This window comes from Nonomuraea polychroma (assembly GCF_004011505.1).
Classification (GTDB): domain Bacteria; phylum Actinomycetota; class Actinomycetes; order Streptosporangiales; family Streptosporangiaceae; genus Nonomuraea; species Nonomuraea polychroma.
Genome location: NZ_SAUN01000001.1, coordinates 9,540,662 through 9,565,512, shown reverse-complemented (window position 1 = coordinate 9,565,512; position 24,851 = coordinate 9,540,662). Strand labels below are relative to the sequence as shown.

25 protein-coding genes are annotated in these 24,851 nt (G+C 70.5%); 11 read left to right on the top strand and 14 right to left on the bottom strand.

All coding sequences use genetic code 11. The features are described 5' to 3' along the window. Nucleotides 1-15 precede the first annotated feature (15 nt). Nucleotides 16-1,398, top strand: a complete 1,383-nt coding sequence (locus EDD27_RS44100; RefSeq protein ID WP_127938094.1) for a serine/threonine-protein kinase — start codon at nt 16-18, stop codon at nt 1,396-1,398. Nucleotides 1,399-1,481: 83 nt separating this feature from the next. Beyond that, the gene (gene pknB / locus EDD27_RS44095) at nt 1,482-3,332 is read left to right on the top strand and encodes a Stk1 family PASTA domain-containing Ser/Thr kinase (RefSeq protein ID WP_127938093.1); all 1,851 of its coding nucleotides are present in this window, start codon (nt 1,482-1,484) and stop codon (nt 3,330-3,332) included. Between the two features lie 161 nt (nt 3,333-3,493). Here the strand turns inward: pknB and EDD27_RS44090 are convergent, their stop codons facing one another. After that, nucleotides 3,494-4,066 (bottom strand): anthranilate synthase component II, encoded by a 573-nt coding sequence (locus EDD27_RS44090; protein ID WP_127938091.1) that lies wholly within the window; start codon nt 4,064-4,066, stop codon nt 3,494-3,496. A 260-nt stretch (nt 4,067-4,326) separates the two neighbouring features. On the opposite strand from EDD27_RS44090, the gene EDD27_RS44085 reads away from it, so the two are divergent. Next, complete coding sequence (locus EDD27_RS44085; protein WP_127938089.1) at nt 4,327-4,572, top strand: cell division protein CrgA; 246 nt, start codon at nt 4,327-4,329, stop codon at nt 4,570-4,572. A 35-nt stretch (nt 4,573-4,607) separates the two neighbouring features. Here EDD27_RS44085 and EDD27_RS44080 read toward each other — a convergent pair whose 3' ends face one another. Both EDD27_RS44080 and EDD27_RS44075 read right to left on the bottom strand, forming a co-directional pair. Beyond that, nucleotides 4,608-5,498 (bottom strand): rhomboid family intramembrane serine protease, encoded by an 891-nt coding sequence (locus EDD27_RS44080; protein ID WP_164904060.1) that lies wholly within the window; start codon nt 5,496-5,498, stop codon nt 4,608-4,610. Nucleotides 5,499-6,164: 666 nt separating this feature from the next. After that, nucleotides 6,165-6,701, bottom strand: a complete 537-nt coding sequence (locus tag EDD27_RS44075) for a peptidylprolyl isomerase (RefSeq protein ID WP_127938087.1) — start codon at nt 6,699-6,701, stop codon at nt 6,165-6,167. A gap of 254 nt (nt 6,702-6,955) precedes the next feature. On the opposite strand from EDD27_RS44075, the gene EDD27_RS44070 reads away from it, so the two are divergent. Next, the gene (locus EDD27_RS44070; protein WP_127938085.1) at nt 6,956-7,360 is read left to right on the top strand and encodes a hypothetical protein; all 405 of its coding nucleotides are present in this window, start codon (nt 6,956-6,958) and stop codon (nt 7,358-7,360) included. A gap of 100 nt (nt 7,361-7,460) precedes the next feature. Next, a complete protein-coding gene (locus EDD27_RS44065; protein ID WP_127938083.1) occupies nt 7,461-8,537 on the top strand; it encodes an Rv3169 family protein in 1,077 nt (358 codons plus the stop codon). Here EDD27_RS44065 and EDD27_RS44060 read toward each other — a convergent pair whose 3' ends face one another. Further along, on the bottom strand, nt 8,538-8,969 hold the full coding sequence (locus EDD27_RS44060; protein ID WP_127938081.1) for a hypothetical protein: 432 nt from the start codon (nt 8,967-8,969) through the stop codon (nt 8,538-8,540). A 124-nt stretch (nt 8,970-9,093) separates the two neighbouring features. Between EDD27_RS44060 and EDD27_RS44055 the strand changes: the two genes are divergently transcribed. The 3 genes from EDD27_RS44055 to EDD27_RS44045 are packed head-to-tail and all read left to right on the top strand — an operon-like array spanning nt 9,094 to nt 11,515. Further along, nucleotides 9,094-9,765 carry a response regulator transcription factor gene (locus EDD27_RS44055; RefSeq protein WP_127938079.1) on the top strand — a complete coding sequence of 224 codons (672 nt, stop codon included), beginning with the start codon at nt 9,094-9,096 and terminating at the stop codon, nt 9,763-9,765. 41 nt (nt 9,766-9,806) lie between these two features. Further along, nucleotides 9,807-11,096 carry a sensor histidine kinase gene (locus tag EDD27_RS44050; RefSeq protein WP_241564568.1) on the top strand — a complete coding sequence of 430 codons (1,290 nt, stop codon included), beginning with the start codon at nt 9,807-9,809 and terminating at the stop codon, nt 11,094-11,096. Between the two features lie 44 nt (nt 11,097-11,140). Further along, a complete protein-coding gene (locus EDD27_RS44045; protein ID WP_127938076.1) occupies nt 11,141-11,515 on the top strand; it encodes a QcrA and Rieske domain-containing protein in 375 nt (124 codons plus the stop codon). 59 nt (nt 11,516-11,574) lie between these two features. On the opposite strand, the gene EDD27_RS44040 is transcribed toward EDD27_RS44045, so the two are convergent. From EDD27_RS44040 to EDD27_RS44025, 4 genes are all read right to left on the bottom strand, one after another. Next, nucleotides 11,575-11,922, bottom strand: coding sequence for a hypothetical protein (locus EDD27_RS44040; protein ID WP_127938074.1), 348 nt, complete (start codon nt 11,920-11,922; stop codon nt 11,575-11,577). Continuing rightward, a complete protein-coding gene (locus tag EDD27_RS44035; protein ID WP_127938072.1) occupies nt 11,919-12,296 on the bottom strand; it encodes an SgcJ/EcaC family oxidoreductase in 378 nt (125 codons plus the stop codon). Before EDD27_RS44035 ends, EDD27_RS44040 begins: the two co-directional genes overlap by 4 nt. 110 nt (nt 12,297-12,406) lie before the next feature. Next, the gene (locus EDD27_RS44030; RefSeq protein ID WP_127938070.1) at nt 12,407-12,979 is read right to left on the bottom strand and encodes a PadR family transcriptional regulator; all 573 of its coding nucleotides are present in this window, start codon (nt 12,977-12,979) and stop codon (nt 12,407-12,409) included. A gap of 46 nt (nt 12,980-13,025) precedes the next feature. Further along, nucleotides 13,026-13,823, bottom strand: coding sequence for an MBL fold metallo-hydrolase (locus tag EDD27_RS44025; RefSeq protein ID WP_127938068.1), 798 nt, complete (start codon nt 13,821-13,823; stop codon nt 13,026-13,028). Nucleotides 13,824-13,853: 30 nt separating this feature from the next. Here EDD27_RS44025 and EDD27_RS44020 point away from each other — a divergent pair, with 30 nt between their 5' ends. Then, on the top strand, nt 13,854-14,285 hold the full coding sequence (locus EDD27_RS44020) for a VOC family protein (protein WP_127938066.1): 432 nt from the start codon (nt 13,854-13,856) through the stop codon (nt 14,283-14,285). Here the strand turns inward: EDD27_RS44020 and EDD27_RS44015 are convergent, their stop codons facing one another. From EDD27_RS44015 to EDD27_RS44005, 3 genes are read right to left on the bottom strand one after another with little or no spacing between them, the layout of a single operon-like run. After that, entirely contained in the window at nt 14,286-14,930 is a 645-nt protein-coding gene (locus EDD27_RS44015; protein WP_164904059.1) for a response regulator, read from the bottom strand. Then, complete coding sequence (locus EDD27_RS44010) at nt 14,921-16,075, bottom strand: sensor histidine kinase (protein WP_127938064.1); 1,155 nt, start codon at nt 16,073-16,075, stop codon at nt 14,921-14,923. Before EDD27_RS44010 ends, EDD27_RS44015 begins: the two co-directional genes overlap by 10 nt. A 54-nt stretch (nt 16,076-16,129) precedes the next feature. After that, nucleotides 16,130-17,911, bottom strand: coding sequence for a flavin-containing monooxygenase (locus EDD27_RS44005; protein ID WP_127938062.1), 1,782 nt, complete (start codon nt 17,909-17,911; stop codon nt 16,130-16,132). Between the two features lie 148 nt (nt 17,912-18,059). Here EDD27_RS44005 and EDD27_RS44000 point away from each other — a divergent pair, with 148 nt between their 5' ends. After that, nucleotides 18,060-19,406, top strand: coding sequence for a hypothetical protein (locus EDD27_RS44000; RefSeq protein WP_127938060.1), 1,347 nt, complete (start codon nt 18,060-18,062; stop codon nt 19,404-19,406). 43 nt (nt 19,407-19,449) lie between these two features. On the opposite strand, the gene EDD27_RS43995 is transcribed toward EDD27_RS44000, so the two are convergent. After that, nucleotides 19,450-20,928 carry a serine/threonine-protein kinase gene (locus EDD27_RS43995; protein WP_206641923.1) on the bottom strand — a complete coding sequence of 493 codons (1,479 nt, stop codon included), beginning with the start codon at nt 20,926-20,928 and terminating at the stop codon, nt 19,450-19,452. A 66-nt stretch (nt 20,929-20,994) separates the two neighbouring features. Further along, nucleotides 20,995-21,465 carry a hypothetical protein gene (locus tag EDD27_RS43990; protein WP_127938056.1) on the bottom strand — a complete coding sequence of 157 codons (471 nt, stop codon included), beginning with the start codon at nt 21,463-21,465 and terminating at the stop codon, nt 20,995-20,997. Between the two features lie 60 nt (nt 21,466-21,525). Here EDD27_RS43990 and EDD27_RS43985 point away from each other — a divergent pair, with 60 nt between their 5' ends. Beyond that, on the top strand, nt 21,526-22,236 hold the full coding sequence (locus EDD27_RS43985) for a hypothetical protein (protein ID WP_127938054.1): 711 nt from the start codon (nt 21,526-21,528) through the stop codon (nt 22,234-22,236). On the opposite strand, the gene EDD27_RS58100 is transcribed toward EDD27_RS43985, so the two are convergent. Continuing rightward, nucleotides 22,233-24,824 carry a helix-turn-helix transcriptional regulator gene (locus EDD27_RS58100; RefSeq protein WP_127938052.1) on the bottom strand — a complete coding sequence of 864 codons (2,592 nt, stop codon included), beginning with the start codon at nt 24,822-24,824 and terminating at the stop codon, nt 22,233-22,235. The genes EDD27_RS43985 and EDD27_RS58100 overlap by 4 nt on opposite strands. Nucleotides 24,825-24,851: the final 27 nt, after the last annotated feature.

The following is a 24,851-nucleotide window of genomic DNA, read 5'->3' as shown; positions in this document are numbered from 1 at the left end:
GTAACCTGCTGGATCATGCGGCTCCGTAACCGCTACCTGCTGGTCTCCCGCATCGCCACGGGCGGTATGGGTGAGGTCTGGCGCGCCCGCGACGAGCTCCTCGGGCGCGAGGTGGCGGTCAAGATCCTGCGTAGCGACATCCACACCGACCCGACCTTCCGCGAGCGTTTCCGCAACGAGGCGCGGCTCACGGCGGCCCTGGCCGACCCAGGGATCGCGCAGGTCTTCGACTATGGCGAGCAGAGCGACCTCGCCTACCTGGTGATGGAGCTGGTCCACGGGGAGCCGCTGTCGGCCATCCTGGCGCGCAACGGCGCCCTGGGCGCCGAGGTGGCGCTGGACGTGGTGCACCAGACCGCCAAGGCCCTGCACGCGGCGCACTCGGCCGGGATCATCCACCGCGACATCAAGCCGGGCAACCTGCTCGTCACCCCGGAGGGCGTCATCAAGGTGACGGACTTCGGCATCGCGCGGGCTCTGGAGGCGGCGCCCGTGACGCAGGCCGGCACGGTGCTGGGCACCGCCCAATACGTCAGCCCCGAGCAGGCGCAGGGTTTCCCGCTCACGCCCGCGACCGACCTCTACTCGCTGGGCGTGGTGGCGTACGAGTGTCTGGCGGGACGCACGCCGTTCCGCGGGGACACCCAGGTGGCGATCGCGCTGCTGCACCTCAACGAGGCGCCGCCGCCGCTCGGCGTGGACGTGCCCGCGCCGGTGCGTGAGCTGGTCCTGGCGCTGTTGGCCAAGGAGCCCGCGCAACGTCCGGCCGGGGCGCTGGAGGTGGCCGACCGGGCCTACGTGCTGCGCGAGTCGCTGGTCGGCGCCGAGCAGGGCACCGACCTGAGCATGCTCACCGACCCGTCCGGCTTCCAGGTACGCGAGTCGTCGCCCGAGGACGAGCGGGACACCGATGACCTCACCCCGGCTGACCTCGCCCCGGCGACGGCGCTGGAAGAAGGGCGGACGGGCGGGCAGGGCAAACGGCGTAAGGGCGCCAAGACACTGGCCGCGGTGGCCACGGCAGGGTGTGTGGCCGCAGTGGGTCTCAGCGCCATCTCCCTCGCCGGCCGGACGCCGATGGCGACGCCCCCTGACGTGGCGGATCCCACAGAGTCGGCGCTGACGACACCGCCGGAGCAGGTGCGTCCGAGCAAGACCAAGACGCGGACCCGGCGCCCTGCGGTGGTTCCGGTCAAGTCGCCGAGGCCTACACCCTCGCGGTCGGCTACGGTAAGCAAGTCGGCAACTCCCACCAAGAAGCCGACACCCAAACCGACACCGACCACCCGGACCCCGACACCCACCGCCACCCCAACGCCCACCAGGACACCGACGGCTTCGACACCGACCGCTTCGCCAGACCCGGGTGAAACGAACCCACCCAAGGAGGAGACGTGACGCGCCAGGGGGTCGATGATGGACACCGGCGGCCCCCCGAGCAGGCCGGCACCCAAGATGAACGGTAAGGGACAGTGCAGGAAATGACTCAGCCTCGGCTACTCGGAGGTCGTTACGAGCTCGACGGTGTCGTCGGGCGCGGCGGCATGGCCGAGGTTTATCGCGCCCGAGACATCCGGCTGGACCGCATAGTCGCGATCAAAACCCTCCGGTCCGACCTGGCGCGCGACCACACCTTCCAGGCCCGGTTCCGCCGTGAGGCGCAGTCGGCGGCCTCACTGAACCACCCGGCCGTCGTCGCGGTCTACGACACCGGCGAGGACGTCACCGACGGCACCCCGGTGCCGTACATCGTGATGGAGTATGTCGACGGCAGGACGCTGCGCGACCTGCTGCGCCAGGACAGGCGGCTGATGCCCGAGCGGGCGGCCGAGCTGGTCGACGGCATCCTGCGGGCGCTGGATTACAGCCACCGCGGCGGCATCGTGCACCGCGACATCAAGCCGGCCAACGTGATGATCACGCGGGCGGGCGACGTCAAGGTGATGGACTTCGGCATCGCGCGAGCCATGGCCGACTCCGCGGCCACGATGACGCAGACGGCTCAGGTGATCGGCACCGCGCAATACCTGTCGCCCGAGCAGGCGCGGGGCGAGCGGGTGGACGCCCGCAGCGACATCTACTCCACCGGATGCTTGCTCTACGAGTTGCTGACCGGGCAGCCGCCGTTCACCGGCGACTCGCCGGTGGCGATCGCCTACCAGCACGTCCGCGAGGAGCCCATCCCGCCGTCGCAGATCGACCGCGACATCCCGCAGTGGGCCGACGCGATCGTGCTCAAGGCCATGGCCAAGGACCCGGCCCAGCGTTACCAGAGCGCGGCCGATATGCGGGCCGACATCCAGCGTGCGATGTCCGGCATGCCGACCGACGCCCAGACGATGGCGATGACGAGCAACTACGGCCAGGGCACGCGCATGATGACGGCCACACAGGCCGCCACCGGCCCGGCCACGCAGCGCACCAGCTCCATCCCGCCGTACGACTACGGCGACGGCGACGGCGGCGGTCGTGGCGGGCGGCGCAGGGCCCCGAGCGGCGGTGGCGGCAACGGCGTCAAGACCGCGTTGTGGATCATCATCCCGCTGCTGATCATCGGTGGCTTCGTCACGGTCGGCTACCTGATGTTCGGCACCGGCAACACGCCGGCGGAGACGACGGTCGCGATCCCGTCCCTTGTCTCGCAGGAGCAGAAGTACGCCGAGAGCCAGCTCACCAACCTGGGGTTCAAGGTCGAGGTGGTGAAGGAGCCCAGCTCCGAGATCGACAAGGACACCGTCATCAAGACGGATCCCGCCGAGGGCACCAAGGCGCCGAAGGGCTCGACCGTCAAGCTGTACGTGTCCACGGGCCCGAAGAAGGTCAAGGTGCCGGACGGCCTCATCGGCATGACGCAGGCGGAGGCCACCAAGGTCCTGGAGGACGCCGGCCTGCAGGCCACGGTCAAGACCAGAGTCTCCAGCAAGCCGCAGGGCACGGTCGTCGCCACCAGCCCCAAGTCCGGTGAGCAGATCCAGGAGGGCGGCACCGTCACGCTCTGGGTGCCCAAGGAGCTGGGCGAGGTCCCCAGCCTCATCGGGCTCACCGTGGAGGACGCCACCGCGCAACTGAAGGCGGCCGGCTTCAAGGCCAAGGTGGTCCCGCAGGCCAGCGACCAGCCCGAGGGCACGGTCGTGCAGCAGAACCCGGGCGAAGGCACCAAGTTGCCGCCGAACACGACGGTGACGATCGTGGTGTCCACGGGTCCGGAGCAGCAGCCGACGGAGCAGCCGAGCGATCCGTTCCCCACCGAGGAGCCCAGCGACGGCCAGACGGACTTCCCGGAGGACCCGCCGTCTGACAACCCGATCGACGACGACCCCTTCGGCGGCTGAGGTCGCGTCATACAGGCGGAAAGGGCCGCCCGTCCCTTCGTGGACGGGCGGCCCTCCGCTTGCTCGTGAGCTGGATGGCTCGTGGCATGAAAAAACGCCCCCGCCGCTCGGGGGCAACGGCGGGGACGCTCACTAGGTAGTCGCCGGACACCCGCCGTTTGTTACACGGTTCCCCGGAGCCAATTCTCGAGCAGTGTGTAGCCGTGTTCCGACAGGACGGACTCGGGGTGGAACTGGATGCCCTCGATGGGCGCCCGGCGGTGGCGCAGGCCCATGACGACGCCGTCCACCGTGTGCGCGGTCACGTCGAGCACGTCGGGCACCGTTTCCGGCAACACGGCGAGCGAGTGGTAGCGAGTCATGCGCACCGGCGACGGCAGCGTCTCGAACACGCCCTTGCCGTCGTGGACGATGTCGCTGGTCTGGCCGTGGAAGAGCTCAGGCGCGCGGGAGACGGTGGCGCCGAAGGCGATGGCGATGGCCTGGTGGCCCAGGCAGACGCCGAGCAGCGGTTGCTCGCGCGCGGCGGCATGGCGGACGAGGGGGACGCTGACGCCGGCCGCCTCGGGAGTACCGGGTCCCGGGCTGATGAGCACGCCGTCGAAGCCGTCGGCGTCGCTCACGCGCACGTGGTCGCGTGGCCGCACGTCACAGTCCGCGCCCAGCACGTGCAGGTACTGGACGATCGTGTGGACGAAGCTGTCGTGGTTGTCCACAACCAGCACGCGGCTCATTTCCTTACGGTCGCCTCGTCGAGTGTCACCATGGGTTCCAGACTACGGTCAGCGTGGCCGCGACCAGCGCGGCAGCGGTCGGCACCCGAGTACGCGGGGCTTCCCGCCCTGCCTTCTATCAGGCGATTTGGGGGATCAGGACGGCCAGGGATCGCCATGACGTGCGCGTGACGACTATTCTGGGACCCCACTTCAATTACGCTAAACGAAGAGCCTGCGGACGATCCGGATGCCCCAGGCCCTCAGCAGGAGTTAACCCAGTGCCCAAGTCCAAGGCTCGCAAGAAGGCGGTCTACACCCCGCCGCAGAGGTCCCAGCAGGTCAAGGTCAGCCCCCGCTGGCTGGCCCCCACGATGGTCGTCGCGTGGATCATCGGCATCCTCTGGATCGCGGTGTACTACGTCGCGCCGCAGACACCCTTCATCGGCGACCTCCAGAACTGGAACCTGCTGATCGGGTTTGTTTTCATCATCTTCGGTGTGGTTCTTTCCACCCGCTGGAGGTAGTTCCTTCCACAGTCTTTTCCACAGCCTGGGGAAGCTCAGCTCAACATGCTGACAATCGCTGGGACGCGAACCAGCACGAGCGCCACGAACAGGGCCAGCGCTCCAGCGATCGCCAGCACGTGCCACACGGTTCTGCCGTTCTTCGGGGCATAGGCCAACGCCGCGGCCAGCAGCGTGCCTGTCACCAGGCCGCCGACGTGTCCGGTCCAACTGATGCGCAAACCGGAGATCGCGGGCAGCACGAACGTGATAGCCAGGTTGAGGGCGATGATCAGGGTGATACCCCGCACGTCCAGGTTGAGCTTGCGGCCCACGACGAACACGGCGCCGAACATCCCGAAGACCGCTCCTGAGGCGCCGACGGTCAGCGTGTTGACCGGGTCCAGCCAGAGGCTGAGCACCGAGCCACCCAGCGCGCTGAGCAGGTAGAGGGCCAGGAAGCGGAGATGCCCGAAGGCTCGCTCGAGGTAAGGGCCGATCGCGTAGATAGCCCAGGCGTTGAAGAGGATGTGGAGGAGGAAGCTGCCGGTGCTGTGCACGAAAGCCGAGGTGACCAGCCGATAGAACTGGCCCACGGCGACCCCGGCCGGCCACATCCCCAGATCCACGGTGAGCGCGCCACCCGTCAGCCACTGGGCGGCGTAGACCAGCCCGGTGAGGCCCAGGATGGCCCAGGTGACGTAGGTGGTGCGCACGAGGTTGCCGCCGAAGGCGGACTTGGCCTGGCGGATCCCGCGGTTGCCCTCTGCCACGCATTCCGGGCACTGGAAGCCGACCGCCGCGTCGCGCATGCAGTCAGGGCAGATGGGACGCTCGCAGCGCTGGCAGCGGACCCAGGTCTCCTTGTCGGGATGCCGGTAGCACGTGGGCACTGCCTCAGCCGGCTGCTCGGGCTGAGGGGGCGGGCTGGGCGGCTGGCTGGTCATGACGAAAGCCTATGGCTTGCGCGGGGCCGCCGCGTGCCCTCGTCCCCGCTCCGGCCGCCTGAGAGCCCTCAGGCGGCCGTCCGCGCCATTCGTCTGCCAACCGCACCTCTGTCCGACGGCGCCCCTTGCGCCTTGCCGCTTGGCATGGGGACGTCCTGGCATGGGTCCGTCGGTGCCGCGCGGCACCGCGGCACCGCGGCACCGCGCGGCACCGCGCGGGAGCGCTCGGCACCGCGCCGTAAGCGCTCGTCCTCGCCACAGGCGACCCGCGGGCACGGCCGCGAGCGCACCACCGTGACACCTCAACGCCGCGATGAGCCGTCGGCACTGCCGCAGACGCCACGCACCGCAGGCGCGTATCACAGTCGCAGGCACATGACACAGCAGTAGGCGAGTGGCGCCCGCAGGCGCATGACGCCGTTTCACGCGCAAGATGCCGCATTAGCCGGCGGCGCGACCGATGGGCGCCTCGTCCCGTGAGCAACCGGCCGCTCGTAGGCGCCACGCACCGCCGTAGGCGCCTCCAACCGCCGTAGGCGCCACGCACCGCCGCATGACAGCGGCCTGGGCGGGTCGTGGCACCTTTGGTGCCTCGCCGCCATAGGGCGGGAGGCATACGCCCGCGGTGGAGCGGGTGCGTGGGAGGGCCGGGCCCTCAGGGGGCCGTTAGGACTGGATGCGGTCGATGGTGACCGATTCCAGGACCACATCCTCCACCGGCCGGTCCCGGCCGTCGGTGCGGGTCTTAGCGATGGCGTCGACGACCTCCTGGCCCTCGATCACCTCGCCGAAGATGGTGTGCTTGCCGTTGAGGTGCGGCGTCGGCACGACGGTGATGAAGAATTGCGAGCCGTTGGTGCCCTTGCCGAAGCGGATCCCGGCGTTGGCCATGGCCAGCAGGTACGGCCGGTTGAACCACAGCTCGGGGTGGATCTCGTCGTCGAACTCGTAGCCGGGTCCGCCGATGCCCTGCCCCAGGGGGTCACCGCCCTGGATCATGAAGCCGGGGATCACCCGGTGGAAGATCGTGCCGTCGTAGTAGCGGGCGGTGCTCTTCTCACCGGTGCCCGGGTGCGTCCATTCGCGGGAGCCTTCCGCCAGCTCCACGAAGTTGCGTACCGTTTTCGGGGCCTTGGTAGGGAAGAGTTCTACCTTGATATTTCCGCGATTGGTCTGCAGGTTTGCGATCAGCTTCTCAGCCACGAGACAGCTGCCCCCCTCTATGCACAGGGTTGGTTTTGTGGTGTTTTGAGGACTATGGCCGTACGGCCTTCAGAGCCATCCTCCCACGGACGGCCATGATTGAGCCGCCTTGCCCAGGGAAGGTCAGGCTCGGGGCCCCAACGACAGGGGAGGTTGTCGTGTCCCTGACACTGAGAAGACGCCGCGTGGTCATAGATGTACCGGCCACGTGGATGGGTCGAATGAAGGCCCAGGCCGTGCGAACCGGTCACCGCATGGCACCGATGGCGGACCAGGCCAAGATGGCCGCCGCTCATCGGATCGAAGACGCCCGCTACTGGGCGGCGCCTCGGCTGGAGTCCGCGGCGCACGGGTTCGAAGATCAGTTCGCCCCCCGGGTCAGCCACATGCTGACCACGGCGGCCAGGAAGATCGACCCGACGCCCACGCGGGCGCGGCGGTGGCCGATGCTCGTTCTCATGACCGGCGTTGCCATAGGAGCGATGGGCTACATGGCCTACCGCCGCAATGCCCAGCAGTGGACCGAGCACATGAAGGAATCCGCCTCCGATGCCTCACGATGGGTCAACGAGAAGGCGGAAAGGACCGCCGAGTCCGCGGACCGGATCGCGGCCAACGTGTCGAACAAGGCGGATGAGACATCGCGCAAGATGCCTTGATCTCGCCAGAGAAGCGCGCCCCCGGCAAGGGGGCGCGCTTCTCCTGTGTCCGGCCACGCCTCCGTTGACGGCTTACCAAGCGCTTGCTACAAAGCCGGTCATGACGCTGTCACCGCTCGACGACTACCCCGTCCACCAGGCTGCCCAGGTCATGCGGCACGTGGCCACCTCCGACCGCAACTTCTACGACCGCTACTACTTCAACTGCCACGCCGGCACCGATGAGCTCATGCTGATCGTCGGCCTCGGCCAGTACCCCAACCTGGGCGTCACCGACGCCTTCGCCTGCGTACGCCACCACGACCTGCACCGTGTCGTGCGGGCCTCGCGCGAGCTGGGCGCCGACCGGATGGACGCCGGGATCGGCCCCTTCCGCGTCGAGGTCGTCGAAGGGCTCAAGCGCCTCAGGGTGGTCCTGGAGCCGAACGAGCATGGCCTGTCCTTCGACCTGCTCTGGGAAGGCACGATTCCGGCGACCCTCGAACCCCGGCATTTCCTGCGGTGGCAGGAGCGCGTCATGTTCGACTCGGTACGCCTGGCGCAGACCGGGCGCTGGTCCGGAAATATCAGGATCGGCGAGGAGGACATCCCGGTCACCCCCGACCGCTGGCAGGGCACCAGGGACCGGTCCTGGGGCATCAGGCCGGTCGGCGAGCCGGAGCCGCCCGGCATCCAGGCCAAGAACCCCGGCACGTTCTACTGGCTCTACGCGCCGATGCAGTTCGACGACCACGCCATCCTCTGCATCGTCCAGGAGGACGAGCGCGGTCGGCGGCTGCTGGAGGAGGCCGTGCGCGTCTGGCCGGACGGGCGGGAGGAGGAGTATCTCGGCCGGCCCGACTACCGCCCCGTGTACGCCCCCGGCACCCGGGACGTCGTCGAGGCCGTGATCACCTTCTCACCGCCCGGCGGCAAGCCGTTCGACGTGCACTGCACGCCCCTCCTGCCGGTGCATCTCATGGTGGGCACCGGCTACGGGCTGGAACCGGACTGGCGGCACGGCATGTACCAGGGTCCCGGGCCCGTGGTGCAGGGCGTGACGTACCGGCTGCCCGACGACGCCGCCAGGATGTGGGGCCTGGTGGACGCCGTCGGGCGCTTCGAGTACGACGGGCTCGTCGGCCACGGCCTCTTCGAGTACTGGGCTCTGGGGCCGCACCCGTCGTTCGCTCAGTGACTACTCGGGCTTCTTGCAGACGATCGAGACGGCCATGGCGGGGCCACCTTCGGGGGCCGTGCCGACCTTCGAGGGGACGGCCGGGCCGTCACCCGGCACGGCGGGACGGGCGGGCACCGCGCCGTCCTGCTCGACCCTCTCCACCAGGGCGGGCGGCTCGACCCCGTCCGGCAGCTCCTCCGCGGGAACGGCGTGCAGCCTCACCGTCTCGTCGGGATCGACCTTCTTCACCTCCCCGTCCGGGGTGACCAGGACACCCATCGGCTCGCCCGGCTGGACCGCGGGCAGCTCGATGGTCTTGCCGTCGCTGGTCGTGCACGTCACCTTGGCGCCCGCGGTCGAGTGCGGCTCGTCGGCCAGGGCGGAACCGGCCAGGCCGGTGAGCGCGAGCGCGCAGACCGCGCCGAGCACCGCGAGACGTCGCTTGAACATGGATTCTCCTCACTAGGGTCGGTCGAACGCCCCCGACACTGGCCCGCCGTACCTGAAACGATCCTGAAGAGGCCATAAACGATCTTCAGGTTGGCTTTAGGTCGACTGAGAGACTCTGTATGGCGTGCGAGTCTTACTGGTGGAGGACGAGGAACGGCTGGCCGACCTGATCAAGGGCGGGCTGGCGGGTGAGGGCTTCGCCGTGGACGTGGCCCACGACGGGCGCGACGGGCTGTGGATGGCCACCGAGAACACGTACGACGTGATCGTCCTGGATGTGATGGTGCCCAGGATGAACGGGTACACGATCTGCTCCCGGCTGCGCGAGGCGGGCGACTGGACGCCGATCATGATGCTCACGGCCAAGGACGGCATCTACGACGAGGCCGAGGCGCTCGACAACGGGGCCGACGACTACCTGGCCAAGCCGTTCTCGTACGTGGTGCTGCTGGCCCGGCTGCGCGCGCTGGTGCGGCGGGGCGGGCATGAGCGCCCGGTGTCGATCACCGTCGGGGACCTGGTCATTGATCCGGCCGGGTTGCGATGCCGCAGAGGCGAGGTGGAGATCGGGCTGACACCGAAGGAGTTCGCGGTGCTGCACGCGCTCGCGCGGCGCCCTGGCGAGGTGGTCTCCAAGAGCGAGCTGCTGGCCCAGGCCTGGGACTTCTCCTACGACGGCGATCCGAACATCGTCGAGGTCTACATCAGCGCCCTGCGCAGGAAGATCGACGTGCCGTTCGGCCGGACGACGCTCATGACGGTCCGCGGGGCCGGCTACCGGTTGGAGGCCGCATGATCGGGTGGCGGCCGGCCCTCGGGTTCAGGTGGCGGCCGGCCGTGGGGCTTTCGTCCGTGCGGGTGCGGGCGACCGCGGCAGCGACGCTGGTCGTGGCGCTCGTCCTCGGGATCGTGGCCCTGGTTTTGGTGATCGCCTTGCGCGGCAGCCTGGTGAGCAGCGCGGACGCCGAGGCGATCAGGAAGGCCGAGGCCGCGGCGCCGCTCGCCCAGACGATCGCGATAGTGCCCGGCACCCCGGTCCAGGTGCCCGCCGAGACGGCGGACAAGGCAGGCCTGGTGCACCTCAAGGACGGCACGGCAGCCGCGGTGGCCGACCCCGATGTCGTGCTGACCGCGGACAAGGGTGGCGTGATCAAGGAGTGGGCCGAGCCCACCGAGTACGCCGTCGCCGGGATGGAGGTCACCACTCAGACCGGCCCCGCCATGTTGTGGTCAAGGGCGTCGCTGGCCGGCGCCGAGGAGGCCGTGCAGACGCTGTACGGCGCGTTGTTGCCCGGCGTGCCCGCGGTGCTGCTCGTGGTGGCCGCCATGACGTGGTTCGCGGTGAGCCGCGCGCTTGCCCCCGTGGCCGCGATCAGGGCCAAGGTCGCCCATATCACCGCCCGTGACCTGCACCAGCGCGTCCCCGTACCGCGGTCGAAGGACGAGATCGCGGCGCTCGCGACCACCGTGAACGGCACACTCGACCGCCTGGAGACGGCCGTGGGGACGCACAAGCGGTTCGTCGCCGACGCGGCCCACGAGCTGCGCAGCCCCATCGCCACCCTCCGCGCCCGGCTGGAGCTCGCCGAGCCGAGCGAGCTGACCAGGGAGGCGCTGGCCGACATCGAGCGCCTGCAGTCCCTGGCCGCCGACCTGCTCATGCTGGCCAAGCTGGACGCGGGCGAGCCGCTGCGGACCACTGAGCTGGATCTCGGACAGGTGGCGGCAGAGGCGTCGCTGCGGGCCCGCCGGCGGCCGGAGGTACAGGTGGAGCTGGACATCGAGCCCGACGTGGTGATGAAGGGCTCCAGGGCGCATCTCGACCGCCTGGTGACGAACCTGACCGACAACGCGGTACGTCACGCCGCCTCGACGGTCCGCGTACGCGTGCACGCCGAGGCGGACGAGGCCGTGCTCGAGGTGCTCGACGACGGGCCGGGGATCCCGTTCGAGCAGCGCGAGGCGGTGTTCGACCGCTTCACCAGGCTGGACGAGGCACGGGCCAGGGACGCGGGAGGCGCCGGGCTCGGGCTGCCGATCGCACGCGACATCGCGACCCTGCACCAAGGCACGCTCGTGTACGCCGGCGGCGGGTTCGTCGCCAGGTTTCCCTTCTGTCACACGTGAACCACCAGTGGCCGGCGGACGTCAGGACGGTTGAAGGAGGCAACATGCTCACACGCCGTGCATTGATCGTCCGAGGTGGCGCCGCGGGCGCCGGAGTCGTGTTCCTGTGGCCCGGCCGGGCCGAGGCGGCGGCCGGCCCCGTGCTCGCCACGACCAAGAGCATCCCGCTCGGTGGCGGCCGGATCATCAAGGGCAAGTACGTGATCACCCAGCCGAAGAAGGGCGTTTACCGGTGCTTCAGCGCCAAGTGCACCCACCAGGGCTGCGCGGTGGCGAGCGTGAGCCGGGGCACGATCAACTGCCCGTGCCACGGCAGCAAGTTCAGCGCCTCGACCGGGGCGGTGGTGCAGGGTCCTGCGAAGCGGCCGCTCGCGCGTAAGAAGATCAAGGTCGCGAAGGGGAAGATCAGCCTGGCTTGATCGGCTCCGGCGACCAGGTGGAGAGGAAACCTGGTCGCCGGAGTCAGCGGTCCCGGTGACTAGGTGAGCCGCGCCGAGCACCCCAACTGGTCGGCGATGCGGGAGATGCCCTCGGCGAACGACCGGCGCGTACGCTCGGCGAAGCCGATGAACAGGTGGTTGGCCAGCGCCACGGCCCAGTACGGGCCGGCCACGCTGTAGACGCGGTGGTCCACGCGCGTGCCCTCGGGGTGGCGGGTGACCGACCATTCGCCGCGATACCACCAGCCGCCCTGGTAGGCGACCGTGTGCTCGCCGATCTCGGTCTTCATCACGTGGGCGGGCCGGTCACCGACCAGGATCTGCCACACCTGCTCGACGGGCGCGGTCACCACCCCGGCGACCTCGGTGATGAGCCGTTTCGTCATGGCTTGCTCACCCGGGTGTTCTGGAAGGAGGCGAAGCGCCAGCCCTCGGGAGTGCGTACCGCGGTCAGCGTGACGATGGACGCGCGGCTCGGATCGGGCCGGCTGTCCACCGTCGAGCCGCCGCCGACGATCACGAGGGCGACGTCGTCGGCGAGCCACCTGATGTGGGGCTCCGCGCCGCCCTGCTCCAGCTTGATCGGGGTCTTGAAAAGCTCGCGGTGCACGTCCTCGATGGCCTGCCTGCCCTCCAGGTGCAGGCCGAAGAACGTGATGTAGTCGGCGTCCGGCGTGAACAGGCCCGCGTATCCGGCGGCGTCCCCGGCGTTCCAGGTCTCTCCCATCCGCCCGAGCAGGCGGACGATCTCTGCGGACATGGCACAGCTCCCTTGGTCGCGGCGCCTATCCTGTGAATGCGCGTTCGGGCAGGGCAGGCGCCTTGTTCGGATGTCCGGCCGCCGGGGTGTTGGCGCACTCCGGCGGCCTCTTACATGTCAGGTCGGGTCGCCCAGTCGAGCTCCCCCTTGTCGAGCCGGCCGAGCAGGTCCTTGATCCAGTCCAGCTCGGCCTGGTGCAGCGCTTGCTCGTACTCGACCTCGAGCATGAGCACCGCGGGCAGGCCGCTGTCGGCCATGGCCCGCCGGTGGGCGTCCATCCCGGCCAGGACGCCCTCGATCGTGGCCGCCCGGCCGCGGAGCGCCCGCTGGACGTCGGGCAGCGGCAGGCAGCCGATGAGCGAGACGGCCGCCACGAACGTGCGCCGGTCGGGGTCGGGCCGCTCCAGCAGCTGCTTCAGCCGGGCGGCCAGCTCCTCCCGGCCCTCCTCGGTGATCTCGTAGACCGTCCGCTCCGGCCTGCGGCCCTCGCGATCGGTCTTGGCGGGCACGATCAGCTCGTCCTTGGCCAGCCGCTCGACCGCGTGGTAGAGGCTGCGCGGCAGGCCGGTGATGTAGTCCTTGTGCGTCTCGATGATGAACCGGTGCAACTCGTAGGGGTGGGCGGCGCGCACGGTGAGCAGGGCCAGCACGGTCAGGCCGACCAGGTCATGGCGTCGCGCCATGATGCCTCCCTCTATATTGCAAAATGCAATATAACTCGGCAAGAGCTCAGACGTCGAGTTGCATGAAGGCGCGGTCGAGGGCCTGCCTGGCCACGTCCTCGGGATAGGGGAAGTGCTTGATCAGGTCGCGCAGGCCCTCCACGTGCGCCCGCCGGGCGAGCTCGGCCACGAGCGCCAGCTCGGCCTGCTGGGCCTGCGCGTACGGCCGGTCCACCACCGCGCCGTGCCCTGGCACGATCACCGGCTCGGGCATCTCGTCCAGCATCGCGGCGACGGTGGCCGGCCAGTCCAGCGGGTACGAGTCGCTGAACGCCGGCGGCGCGCCCTCCTCGATCAGGTCCCCGGCAAACACGACACCGGCGTCGGGAACGTGGAGCACGACGTCGTTGCTGCTGTGCCCGAGCCCGAAGTGCCGCAAATGCACGACACGCCCACCGATGTCCAGGCTCGCCGCGACCGTGAACGTGTGGTCAGGCGGCACGATCGTGATCTCCTCCAGCTCCTCCCGCCGGTCGGGCAGCTGCGCGATCACGTTGGCGCGTTGTTGCTCGCCGTCCCGCTCGATCTCCTCGGCACACCTGGCGTGCCCCCAGATCTCGGCGGGCCGGAACAGCGCGTTGCCGAAGTAGTGATCGAAGTGGGAGTGGCTGTTGACGACCGTCCACGGTCCCGGGGTGATCCTCCTGACCGCCTCGATCAGGTCCGCCGCCTCCCGATGCGAGGTACGTGTGTCGAGCACCAGACAGTGCCCCTCGTCACCGACGATCAGACCCGTGTTCATGTCGAAAGACCGGTGACGCCGGACATAGACCCGGTCGCCGATCTCCTGCCACTGCTCGTTCATGCCATCGAACCCTACTTTTAGGATCAGTCCATGGCATATGACTTCCAAGTCGTCATCGACACGAACGACCCGCACACGCTGGCCGACTGGTGGGCCGACGCGCTCGGATGGCGGGTGGAGCCTCAGGACGAGTCGTTCATCCGCGCGATGATCGAGAAGGGCTATGCCACTGACGACGACACGACCACGCACCGCGGCGCGGTGGTGTGGAAGGCCGGAGCCGCCATCCGGCACCCCGACGGACTCGAACGCGCTCCGCGCGTGCTGTTCCAGCAGGTGCCCGAGCCCAAGACGATCAAGAACCGGGTGCACCTCGACATCCGGGTGGGCGCCGACAACATCGAGTCCGTGGTCGAGAAGCTGACCGCCAAGGGCGCGACGGTGCTGCACCGCGGCCGTCAGGGGCCCAACTGGTGGATCACCATCGCCGATCCCGAGGGCAACGAGCTCTGCATCTCCTGATCAGCCCTGCCTCAGGTACGCCAGCACCGCCAGCACCCTCCGGTGCCCGTCCGCGGCCGGCGGGAGGTCGAGCTTGGCGAAGATGTTGGCGATGTGCTTGGCCACGGCCGCCTCGGTGACGAACAACTCCTTGGCGATCGAGGCGTTCGTGCGGCCCTCCGCGATCAGCCCCAGCACCTCCTGCTCACGCGGGGTGAGCCGGTCCAGGGGGTCGCGCCGCCGCCTCAGCAGCTGCCGCACCACCTCGGGGTCCACGACCGTGCCGCCCGCCGCCACCCGATCCAGCGCGTCGACGAACTCCCGCACGTCGCCGATGCGGTCCTTCAGCAGGTAACCGACGCCCGCGCCGGCACCGGAGTCGAGCAGTTCGGCGGCGTACGTCTGCTCGACGTACTGGCTGAGCACCAGGACAGCCAGCTCTGGGTGGCGGCCTCGTAGCTCGAGCGCCGCCCGCAGCCCCTCGTCGGTGAATCCCGGTGGCATCCGCACGTCGGTCACCACGGCCTCAGGCCGGTGCTCGGCGACGGCGGCGAGCAGGCCGGGCGCGTCGCCGACCGAGGCGACCACGGTGTGGCCGAAACGTTCGAGCAGCCCGACCAGGCCCTCCCTGAGCAGGACGGCGTCTTCAGCGATCACTACGCGCACGGGATCTCCACTCGCAGCAGGGTCGGCCCGCCGATCGGGCTGGACAGCGACAATCTGCCCTCGACGACGGCCAGCCGGTCGGCCAGACCGGTCAGCCCGCTGCCCTTGGCCGGGTCGGCGCCGCCGACCCCGTCGTCGCTGACCTCGACGACCAGGGTGCCACGCCGGACCCGGCCGGTGACGGAGCCCTTGGTGGCCCGGCTGTGCTTGGCGAGGTTCGCCAGGGCCTCGCTGACCACGTAGTACGCGGTGACCTCCACGGGTGCTGGCAGGCGGCCCACCTCGACGTCGACGCCGATGGGCACGGGGGAACGCCCGGCCACGTCGCGTACCGCGGCCGCCAGCCCGCGGTCGGTGAGGATCGGCGAGTGCACCCCGCGGATGAGCTCGCGCAGCTCGGCCAGCGCCTGCTTGGCCTCGTCGTGCGCCAGGCCGACCAGCCGGCCCGCCTCGGAGTCCTCGGCCAGGTCGAGCCGGGCCATGCCGAGCGTCATGGACAGCGCCACCAGCCGCTGCTGGGCGCCGTCGTGCAGATCCCGCTCGATCCTGCGCCGCTCCATCTCGAACGCGTCCACCAGCCGCGCCCGCGACCGCAGCACCTCGCTCAGCTCCGAGCCCTGGGGCGCCAGTATCGTCCTGACCACGGCGCCCCTGGCGCCGCCCCAGGCCGTGACCGTGTACGCCGCCACCGGCAGCAGCAACACCCCCGCCACGCTCGCCGCGCCACCGACCTCGGGCGTCACCTCCGGCTGCACGAGCGGCGTCAGAATGAGCAGCACCGGCCCCACGACGGTGAACCCGACCATGAGCAGGTCGATCCACCACAGCGCAAGCAACGTCATGAGAGCCAGACCGGCCTCCCGCCTGCGCCGGTCCGGCACTTCGGGCAGGGGCACGCCGTCGACGAGCAGCAGCCGCAGCCGCTCGAAGCGGGCGACGGGCAGGAGGGACACCACCAGGACGACCGGCCCGGCAACGTAGAGAAGCGGCTCAGGGAGGGCCTGCGTGACCGCGGCGGCGACGCCGATGACCGCGCCGGGAACGACACTGGCCATCAGGTACGCCGCGCACCGCCACGGCCACGCGGACCTGAGGAACGGCACCGGCCTCAGGGTGAGCGCCTCCAACGCTGTCCTGTTCAGCACTCTGCGACCGTATCCGGCGATCTGGGCGACCAGCAGTAGTGCTGGATGTACCTTTCAGCGGAATTCGAGTCCGTCAAACGTGTTCGAGGACCGCCATCGGTCGATATAGGCGAAGTACGCCGACGCACCCTGGGGATATCCCACGTTGAGCCAGCCGCGCAGTCCGAGGTCCTGGCCCTCGTTGTTGTAGTAGCCGGGCGTGCAGTCCGGCCCGCCGAGCAACGTGCCCGGCCCGGACAGCAGCAGCTCGATCCACGCGTCCTCGGCCTCCTTGGTGACCTCGACCTCCGCGAAGCCGTGGTCGAGGGCGTGCCCGACGATCATCGCGATGGTCCGGCCGGCCTCGACGAGGTTGTGCGGGATGTTGGACAGCAGGTTCGCGCCCTGGCTGTGCTGGACGAGGAAGGCGTTCGGGAAGCCGTGCACGTGGATGCCGTGCATCGTGCGCATGCCGTCCGCCCATCGTTCCGACAGCCGGACTCCGTCGCGGCCGGTCAGGTCGTACCCGGCGCGGCGGGTGAAGTCCGTGCCGACCTCGAAGCCGGAGGCGTAGATGACGCAGTCGACCTCGTGCTCCCGACCCGCGGCGACGACGCCGGTCTGGGTGATCCGCTCGACTCCCTTGCCGTCGGTGTCGACGAGGTGGGTGCCGGGGAGGTTGAAGGCCTGCAGGTATTCGTCGTGGAAACAGGGGCGTTTGCAGAGCTGGCGGTACCACGCCTTGAGCTTGCCGGCGGTCTCCGGGTCCGCGACGACGGCGTCGACGCGGGCGCGGATCTCCTCCATCTTCTCGAAGTCGGAGTCCTCAAAAGCGGCCCGCATCGTCTCCGGCGTGAGCTCGTCCAGCTCGTTGAGCTTGGCGCGGACCCGGCGGGCGATGTCGGTCCAGCCGTCCATCACCAGGTCCTCCTCGGCCGCCGCGCCGGTCTGCATGGCCGTGAAGTTCTCCAGCCAGCGCTGCTGCCAGCCGGGCGTGGCGATGCTCGCGAACCAGTCGGGGTCGGTCGGGCAGTTGCCGCGGACGTCCACGGACGACGGGGTGCGCTGGAACACGTACAGCACCTTGCACGCCCGGGCCAGGTGGGGGACGCACTGCACGGCCGTGGCGCCGGTGCCGATGACGGCCACCCGCTTGTCCGCCAGCCGGTCCATGGGCGCGCCGGAGGGGTCGCCGCCGGTGTAGGCGTAGTCCCAGCGGCTCGTGTGGAACGAATGTCCGCGGAAATCGTCGATGCCCGGGATGCCGGGCAGTTTCGGCACGTGGAGCGGGCCGATGCCCATGGCGACGAACTGGGTGGTGAACGCGTCGCCCCGGTTCGTGCGGACGAGCCAGCGGCCGCCGAGCCATTCCAGGTCCACGACCTCGGTGTGGAACAACGCGTGATCGTACAGGCCGTAGTGTTTGCCGATGCGGCGGCAGTGCTCGAGGATCTCGGGCGCGTGCGCGTACTTCTCGGTCGGCATGTGGCCGGTCTCTTCCAGCAGCGGCATGTACACGTACGAGGCCGTGTCGCACTGCGCGCCCGGGTAGCGGTTCCAGTACCAGGTGCCGCCGAAGTCCCCCGCCTTGTCGATGATGCGCACGTCGTCGACGCCGGCCTCCTTCAGCCGCGCGCCGGTGACCAGGCCGGCGAAGCCGCCGCCGACGACCGCGACCGTCACGTGGTCGGTCTTCGGCTCGCGCTCGGTCCACGGCGTGTACGGGTCGTCGAGGTAGTGCGCGAAGCGGCCCGTGAGGCGCAGGTACTGGTCGTTGCCGTCCGGGCGCAGCCGCTTGTCGCGCTCCTGGCGGTATTTGCGGCGAAGGGCTTCTTTGTCGAGAACGGGGCGGGTCATGCAGCCTCCGGGAGCGCCTCGATGGCGGGATAATTCCAGAATGACATTCGGAAATAGCCGCCGACAACCCTGATGGCGCTCGGTGCCCGGAGCACCGGCCACCCGGACTATGGTGATTAACCCCGGCACACGAGGAAGCAGAACCACCTTGGCTCACCGCGCACTGGTCATCGCCATGCTGCCCGCCATCGGGCTCCGGGTGCTCGCCGTGCTCGGGTTCCCGCCCGCGCTGCTCTTCTACGGCGACTCGTTCGCGTTCCTGCGTGAGGAGCTGACGCCGGGGACGACCAGGCCGTCCGGATACTCCCTGCTGCTGGCGCTGCTGCGCCCCGCGCACAGCCTGACGCTGGTCACGGTCCTGCAGCATGTGCTGGGGCTGGCGCTCGCGGTCGGGGTGTACGCGCTGCTCAGGCGGCGCGGCCTGCCCGGCTGGGGCGCCACGCTGCTGGTGACTCCGCTGCTGTACGACGAGTTCCTCGTGCTCCTCGAGCACATGATCATGGCCGACGCGATCTTCATCGTGCTCATCACAGCCGCCGTCGCGCTCATCGTGTGGCGCGTCACGCCGGCCACGGCCGCCACCGCCGGGATGCTGCTCGGCCTGGCCGGCATCACCCGGACGATCGGCCTGCCACTGCTCCTGCTGACGGCGGCCTACCTCCTGGTCAGGCGGTACGGCTGGCGTCCGCTGCTGGCGCTGGTCGTGGCCGGGGCGATCCCGCTGGGCGCGTACGCCACCTGGACGAAGATCGAGAAGGGCAAGTTCGCGCTCACCGAGGCGGACGGCAACTTCCTGTGGTCCAGGACGATGAGTTTCGCCGACTGCGACGTGATCAAGCCGCCGGAACGGCTGGCCGTGCTCTGCCCGCGGATGCCCGTCGAGCAACGTCCCTATCCGCCGCACTGGTTGTGGGAGAGCTTCTCGCCGCTGCTCAAGGTGCCGGGGACGGCCAACCGTAACCAGCTCGCCGGGGAGTTCGCCAGGCAGGCCATCCTCGCCCAGCCGGGGGGTTATCTGGGCGCGGTCGCGACCGACTTCAAGCAGTTGCTGCGCTGGGAACGTACGGCGGTGGACGAGAAGACGCCGTACAAGTTGCCGGCGGCCGAACGGCCGATCAGCGAGTCGGTGCGGGGTGTCGCGGAGTCCTACGAGGACGGACCGGCCGCCACCCGCGTCGTCGAGCCGTACGCCGGATGGTTGCGTGCCTACCAGCGGTTCGGGTACGTGCCGTTCCCGCTGCTGACGCTGGGGCTGCTGGCCGCGCTGGCGCTGACCGTGGCCCGGCGGCGGTGGGACGCCCTGCTGCCGTCACTGGCGGCGCTCGCGCTCATTGCGGCCCCGCCCTTCCTGGCGGCCTACGACGTGCGGTATGTGGTTCCGGCGATCCCGCTGATCTGCCTGGCGCTCGGATTGACCTTGAGCGCCCGGGCACCGGGGGACACCGCAGCCCGGCCGACCAGGCAGCCGGAGGCCGTGGCCGGTCACGCGAGCTGACCATTGCCGCCGCCGGGCTGACCGTCGGCACGATCTGCTGCTCCTAGGTGATGGGGATCTCGGTGAAGTGGCCGAGCAACTGCAGGTCGACGTCGGCCTTGCGGGCACCCCGTGGCACGCCGCTGAATTCCGCGACGAAGAGGAGTGATTCCCCCGCGTCAATGGAGTTCCGCCCGGCGCCGAACCAGGTCGAGCAGTAGCACCAGTCGTCCAGCACCAGCGGGTGCAAGGACTTCTTCGAACGGTCGTACGTCAGCACGATGTCCTGGACGCCCTCCGCCTGCGGCCTGATGAGTGTCCACAGGTGGGCCTGCGCGCCGTCCTTGCTGTCGTTCCTGACCGTCCACTCGAGCCGCACTGTGTCGTCCGGCGTGCGTTTCAGGGCGTCGATGGTGATGTGGATCGGCACACGCACCCCGTCGATGTTCGTGGTGACCGCGTCCGCCTTGGCGAGGACGGGGGCCGTCGGGGCGGGCGTGGTCGGGACCGGCGTCGTCGGGACGGGACTCGTCACGGTCGGAGTCGTCGAAGGGGCCGCCTCCCAGGGGCGCCACAGGGCAGTGCCGGTGCCGGCCAGCGCCACCGCTAGCGCGGCGCCGATCATGGCCGCCGGGCGGGTCCACTGGCGGCCGTTGCCCGGTTGCCGGCTGGGCACGGTGTCCCGGTCGGCGCGTAATCGCCGGGCCATCCAGGAGTCGCTGACCGCGTGCGACGCGACCGACATGGTGATCGACTCGCGGCCGAGCAGGCGGTCGAGGATTTGCTGGGCCGTCGGCCGCCGTCCGGGCTCCTTGGCCAGCGCCTGCTCCACCAGCGGCCGGAGCCGCTCGTCCAGACCGGTCAGATCGGGCACGTAGTGAACGACGCGGAACAGCACCTCCGGCGCGCCTCCCGTGCCGAACGGCGCCCGCCCGGTGGCCGCGTACGTCACCACACCACCCCAGGCGAACACGTCGCTCGCCGCCGTGACCGGATCTCCGTGGGCCTGCTCCGGCGACATGAACGCGGGCGTGCCCACGATCTCCACCGACCTGGTCGAGTCCGGCTCCACGATGCGTGCGATGCCGAAGTCGATCACGCGTGGCCCGACGGCGCTGAGCAGGATGTTGGCGGGCTTCAGATCGCGGTGCACCACGCCGGCCTGGTGGATGGCGGTGAGCGCGGTCGCCACCCCGACCGCCAGCGCCTCCAGGTCCGCCCCTGCCATCGGCCCGCCGTTCTTGATGGCGGCGGCGAGGTCTGGGCCGTCGACGTATTCGGTGACGAGGAACGCGGTGTCCCCGTCGATGCCCGCGTCCAGCACCGGAGCCGTGCAGAAGCGGGCCACGCTGCGGGCCGCCTCGATCTCCCTGGTGAAGCGCCGTTGGAAGTCGGCGTCGGCGACCAGCCCCGGGCGGAGGGTCTTGACGGCGACCAGCCGGGACTCGGCGTCCCGGCGGGCCAGGTAGACGATGCCCATCCCGCCCTCACCCAGTCGGCGGATGATGGTGTACGGGCCAATTCGCTGGGGGTCGGCGCTCACAAGGGACAATTGTGGTGATTGATCCTTGGCCATGGATAGCAGATCGCTTGATTCGGCAGCGACGGCTCATGGCCTCGGAGGGGCGTTCCGGCTGCGAACCGTCGGGGACTGTGACAACTCCGGGATCGATCGGACGATGAAGATGATCAACGCGATGGCGACCGTGAAGGCGCCGGAGAGGGCGGCCAGCGCCCCCAGACCCGACTCACCGTCCGGATCGCCGATCCCGGACGGCCGTCCATCTGCCCAGTCGGACGTGGCCCAGCCCTGCATCATGACGAGGATGCCGAACACCATCGTGATCCCGCCGAGGACGTAGCCGGGAGTGCGGGCCGGCTGCGTCACCCCGAGCACGATGCCTGTCGCCAGCCCGATCGGGACGGTGAGAATCTGTCCCATGACCAGCAGCATGAGAGCTGCGAGACGTGCGTGCTCGAAGCCGTCGCCGCGTGGTGACAATCCGAAGAGGATCACCATCATCGCTGCCACCACTGCGCCGCCCAAAAGACCGAGGGCCAGGCACCGAATGATCGCCACGGGCACGATGATCCTGGAGTTGCCGGACGGCGCGCCACCCCGGCGGCATAATGACGCCCGATGCCGAAATTTCCCGACCTGGCGGAGTACGCCGCGGCGATCGCGCCCGTCATCGACGCGGCCCATGTCAACGTGCATGCCTCGGCACTCAAGGCGGTCACTGAGCTGGCCGAGACGTCCGGCGTGACGCCGGGACTCCTGTCCGACCTGCGGTTCGTGTTCCCCCTGCGGCCGGTGACAAGAGCCCAGCTCGGCAGCATCTACCGATACGGCGAGGCAGACGTCCAGGAGCAGGTGCGCAAGGGCACGCTGGTGGAGGACGACGGCGTCCTCCGGCCGACGGCCGAAGGGCTGGAGTTCATCCACCGGCTCTACGAGCTGCACGCCGCCGCGACCGAGCGGGTCTGGGGCGGGCACGACCTGCCCGGGCTGGCGGGGCTGGCGGGGCTGGCCGGCAGGGTGCTCGACCAGGCCGGACGGATGCCAGGAGGCGCGTTGGAGGCGGTGGCGCCGCCGTACGAACCGGAAGGGGCGGCGCCGGGCCTGCTGCTGTTCAACCGGCTCGCCGTCCTCCGCTACCACCGGGCGGACGCGCACGCCGCCGCCTGGCAGGCAGCGGGCCTGTCCGTGGCCGAGATCGTCGGTCTGAGGGACGGGCCGCTGCGTGCCGGGATCGAGACTGACACCAACCTGCGGGCGGGGGCGGCGTACGAGGTGCTGTCCGCCGATGAGCGGGACACCCTGTACGACGGCCTGCTGAAGCTCGTCTAGAGCGCCGCGAACAGGCGCCCGACCTGGGTACGGTCGTTGACACCGAGCTTGTCGTAGGCGGCCTGGAGGTGGTTGGCCGCCGTCCGGGTGGACAACGTCAGCCGGGCGGCGATCTGCCGGTTCGTGAGCCCGGCGGCGGCGAGCTGCACGATCTCCCGCTGCCGCGGCGTCAGCTCCGGCGTGGCCAGCTCCACCAGCGCCGGCGTCGTGATGCCCGGGCACCGTTTGGCCAGCGCCCAGGCCCTGGTCTGGGCGCCTTTGGCCTGCGCGCCGCGGCCGGCGTCCCGGTACGCGGCGGCCTGCTGCGCCGTGGCCTCGGCCGCGTACAACACCAGGCCGAGCCGCTCGAACTCGCCCGCCACGGCCCCCAGCTCGGCCGGGTCGCCCACGGCCCGCGCGTGCCTGGCGAGGAGGCCGGCGAGCGGCCCGTCCACACGTCGGGCCAGTGCCGACAGCCGCTCCGCCGCCGATCCCGGCACGCCGAGCCGCACCAGGTCGTGCAGCGCGAACATCAACGGTCCGGCCTGCTCGTGCCGCTCCGCCAGATCGGCCGCCACGATGGAAAGGCGCACCGCCTCGTCCAGATCGCCCTCCGCCGCCGTCACCCAGACCGCGGCCTGCAGCACGGGCTGCCGGGTGAACGGCCAGCGTGCCGCCATCGCCTCCGCCTCCATGAGCGTGGCGCGAGCCTGCTCCGTCCGGCCGAGCAACGCCAGGGCGTGAGCCAGCTCGCCCAGGCACCTGCCCAGGTACGGCGTGCGCGTCGGCAGCCGGGCGGCGTCGTCGCGGCACCACCTGGCCGCCCCCGCCGCGTCCCCGCTCAGCCTGCTGACCTGCGCACGGTATGCCCCGAACCCGGTCACCGACAGCTCGCCGGCAGCCAGCCCCATGGCCTCCTCGGCGCTCCGTGCGGCCGCCTCCAGCCGCCCGCTGAACACCTGCGCGGCGCACCGCGCGTCCAGCAGGGTCGGCAGCGCGTGCGGCGCTTCGTCCCCCCAGCCGGCCATGTCCGCCAGCAACTCCTCGGCCACCGCGAGGCCGTGCTCGTAGCGCCCCGAGTACGCGTCCACCCATGCCTCCAGGCAGGCCGCGTGTGCCGCGCCGCGCACGGTCCCCGGCGTGCACCCGTGTGCCCGCGCCAGCCACCCCGCGGCCCCGGTCAGGCGACCGGCGAGGAAATCGGCCACTCCGCGGTAGGTGCAGACCTCCTGCCGCCAGGCCGGGTCGGTCAGCGTCTCCGCCGCCCGGTCCAGCACCCGGCACGCCTCGGCGTCCGCGCCCGCCCACGCCAGGTTGATCCCCAAGCTGGCGGCGTGCTGGGCGCGCTCGCCCTCGGTGACCACGTCCCGCGCCGCCAGCCGCAGCGACTCCACCGCCGCGTCCGTGTCGCCCTGCACCATGAGGACCTCGCCGAGCAGCGCCAGCGCTTCCACCCCCGCCCCGGCGTCGATCGCCGCCCTGGCCAGCCGTGCCGCGAGCCGGGGGTCCTGGCGAGCCCAGGCCAGCCGTGCGGCCGCCACCAGCGTCTCCGGTGCGGCGGCCGAGCCGCTGTCCAGCCGCCACACGGCCGCCCGCAGCTGGTCCTCGCGCCGGCGCAGCCCCGTGGCCTCGAGCGCCTCGGCCAGCATCCGCCGCCGGCGCCGGGCCCGTAAGGTTCCGCAGCTCATGCGTACGACCTCGCCGTAGAGAGGGTGGCCGAGCCGCAGGAGCTCCCGGCGCCCCTCGCCCTCCGTCATGACCAGGCCGCGGTCCTCCACCCTCTCGACCGCCCGGGCCGAGGTCAGCGTCGCCAGCAGTTCGGCGCCCAGCGGCTCGCCGAACGCCACCAGCTCGAGCACCTCGCGTTCGTCCTCGTCGAGGTGGCCGATCCGGTCGCTCACCAGCTCACGCAGCCGCGTGGTCACCGACAGCTCGCCCCGCCAGCGCCACTGCCCGTCCCGCTCGGCCAGGCATCCCGAGGTGCGGCCCGCGTGCACGACCTCGCGCAGGTAGAGCACATTGCCTCCGCTGACCCTGGCCAGGTGCCGTACGGTCGCCGCGGCCACCTCGCCGCCGAGCGCCCCCGCCAGCACCTGCCCGACCTCGTCCTCGGTCAGGGGCGGCAGCTCGATCCTGGCGATCAGCTCGTCCTTCCACAACGCGGCCACGGGCGCCGGCTGCGGCTCGCCACTGCGTACCGTGACCAGCAACCTCGCCTCGCCGTTCTCGGCGAGGTAGTGCACCAGCGCCGCCGAGGCCGGGTCGAGCAGGTGCGCGTCGTCCACGCTGACCACCAGCTCCCCGGTGCGAGCCCCGGCGCGCAGGTGGCGGGCGGCCCAGCGCAGCAGGTTCTCCCCGCTCTCCGGCGGCCCCGTCAGCACCTGCGCGAACGCGCCGAACGGGATCATCGACGCGGTCACCGTGCCCAGCGCGCGCACGACCGTGTACTGCCTCAGCCCGGCCAGCGCCTGCGCCGCCAGCCTGCTCTTGCCGACTCCTGCCTCACCGGCGATCATCACGCCTGCTCCCGACCGCAATGCCTCCCGTACGATCGCGAGCGGCCCCCGTCGCCCGACGAACGGCCATCCGCTCCCCAGCTGCTCGCTCATCGCGCCTCCTCTCCGCCGCCCATGGTG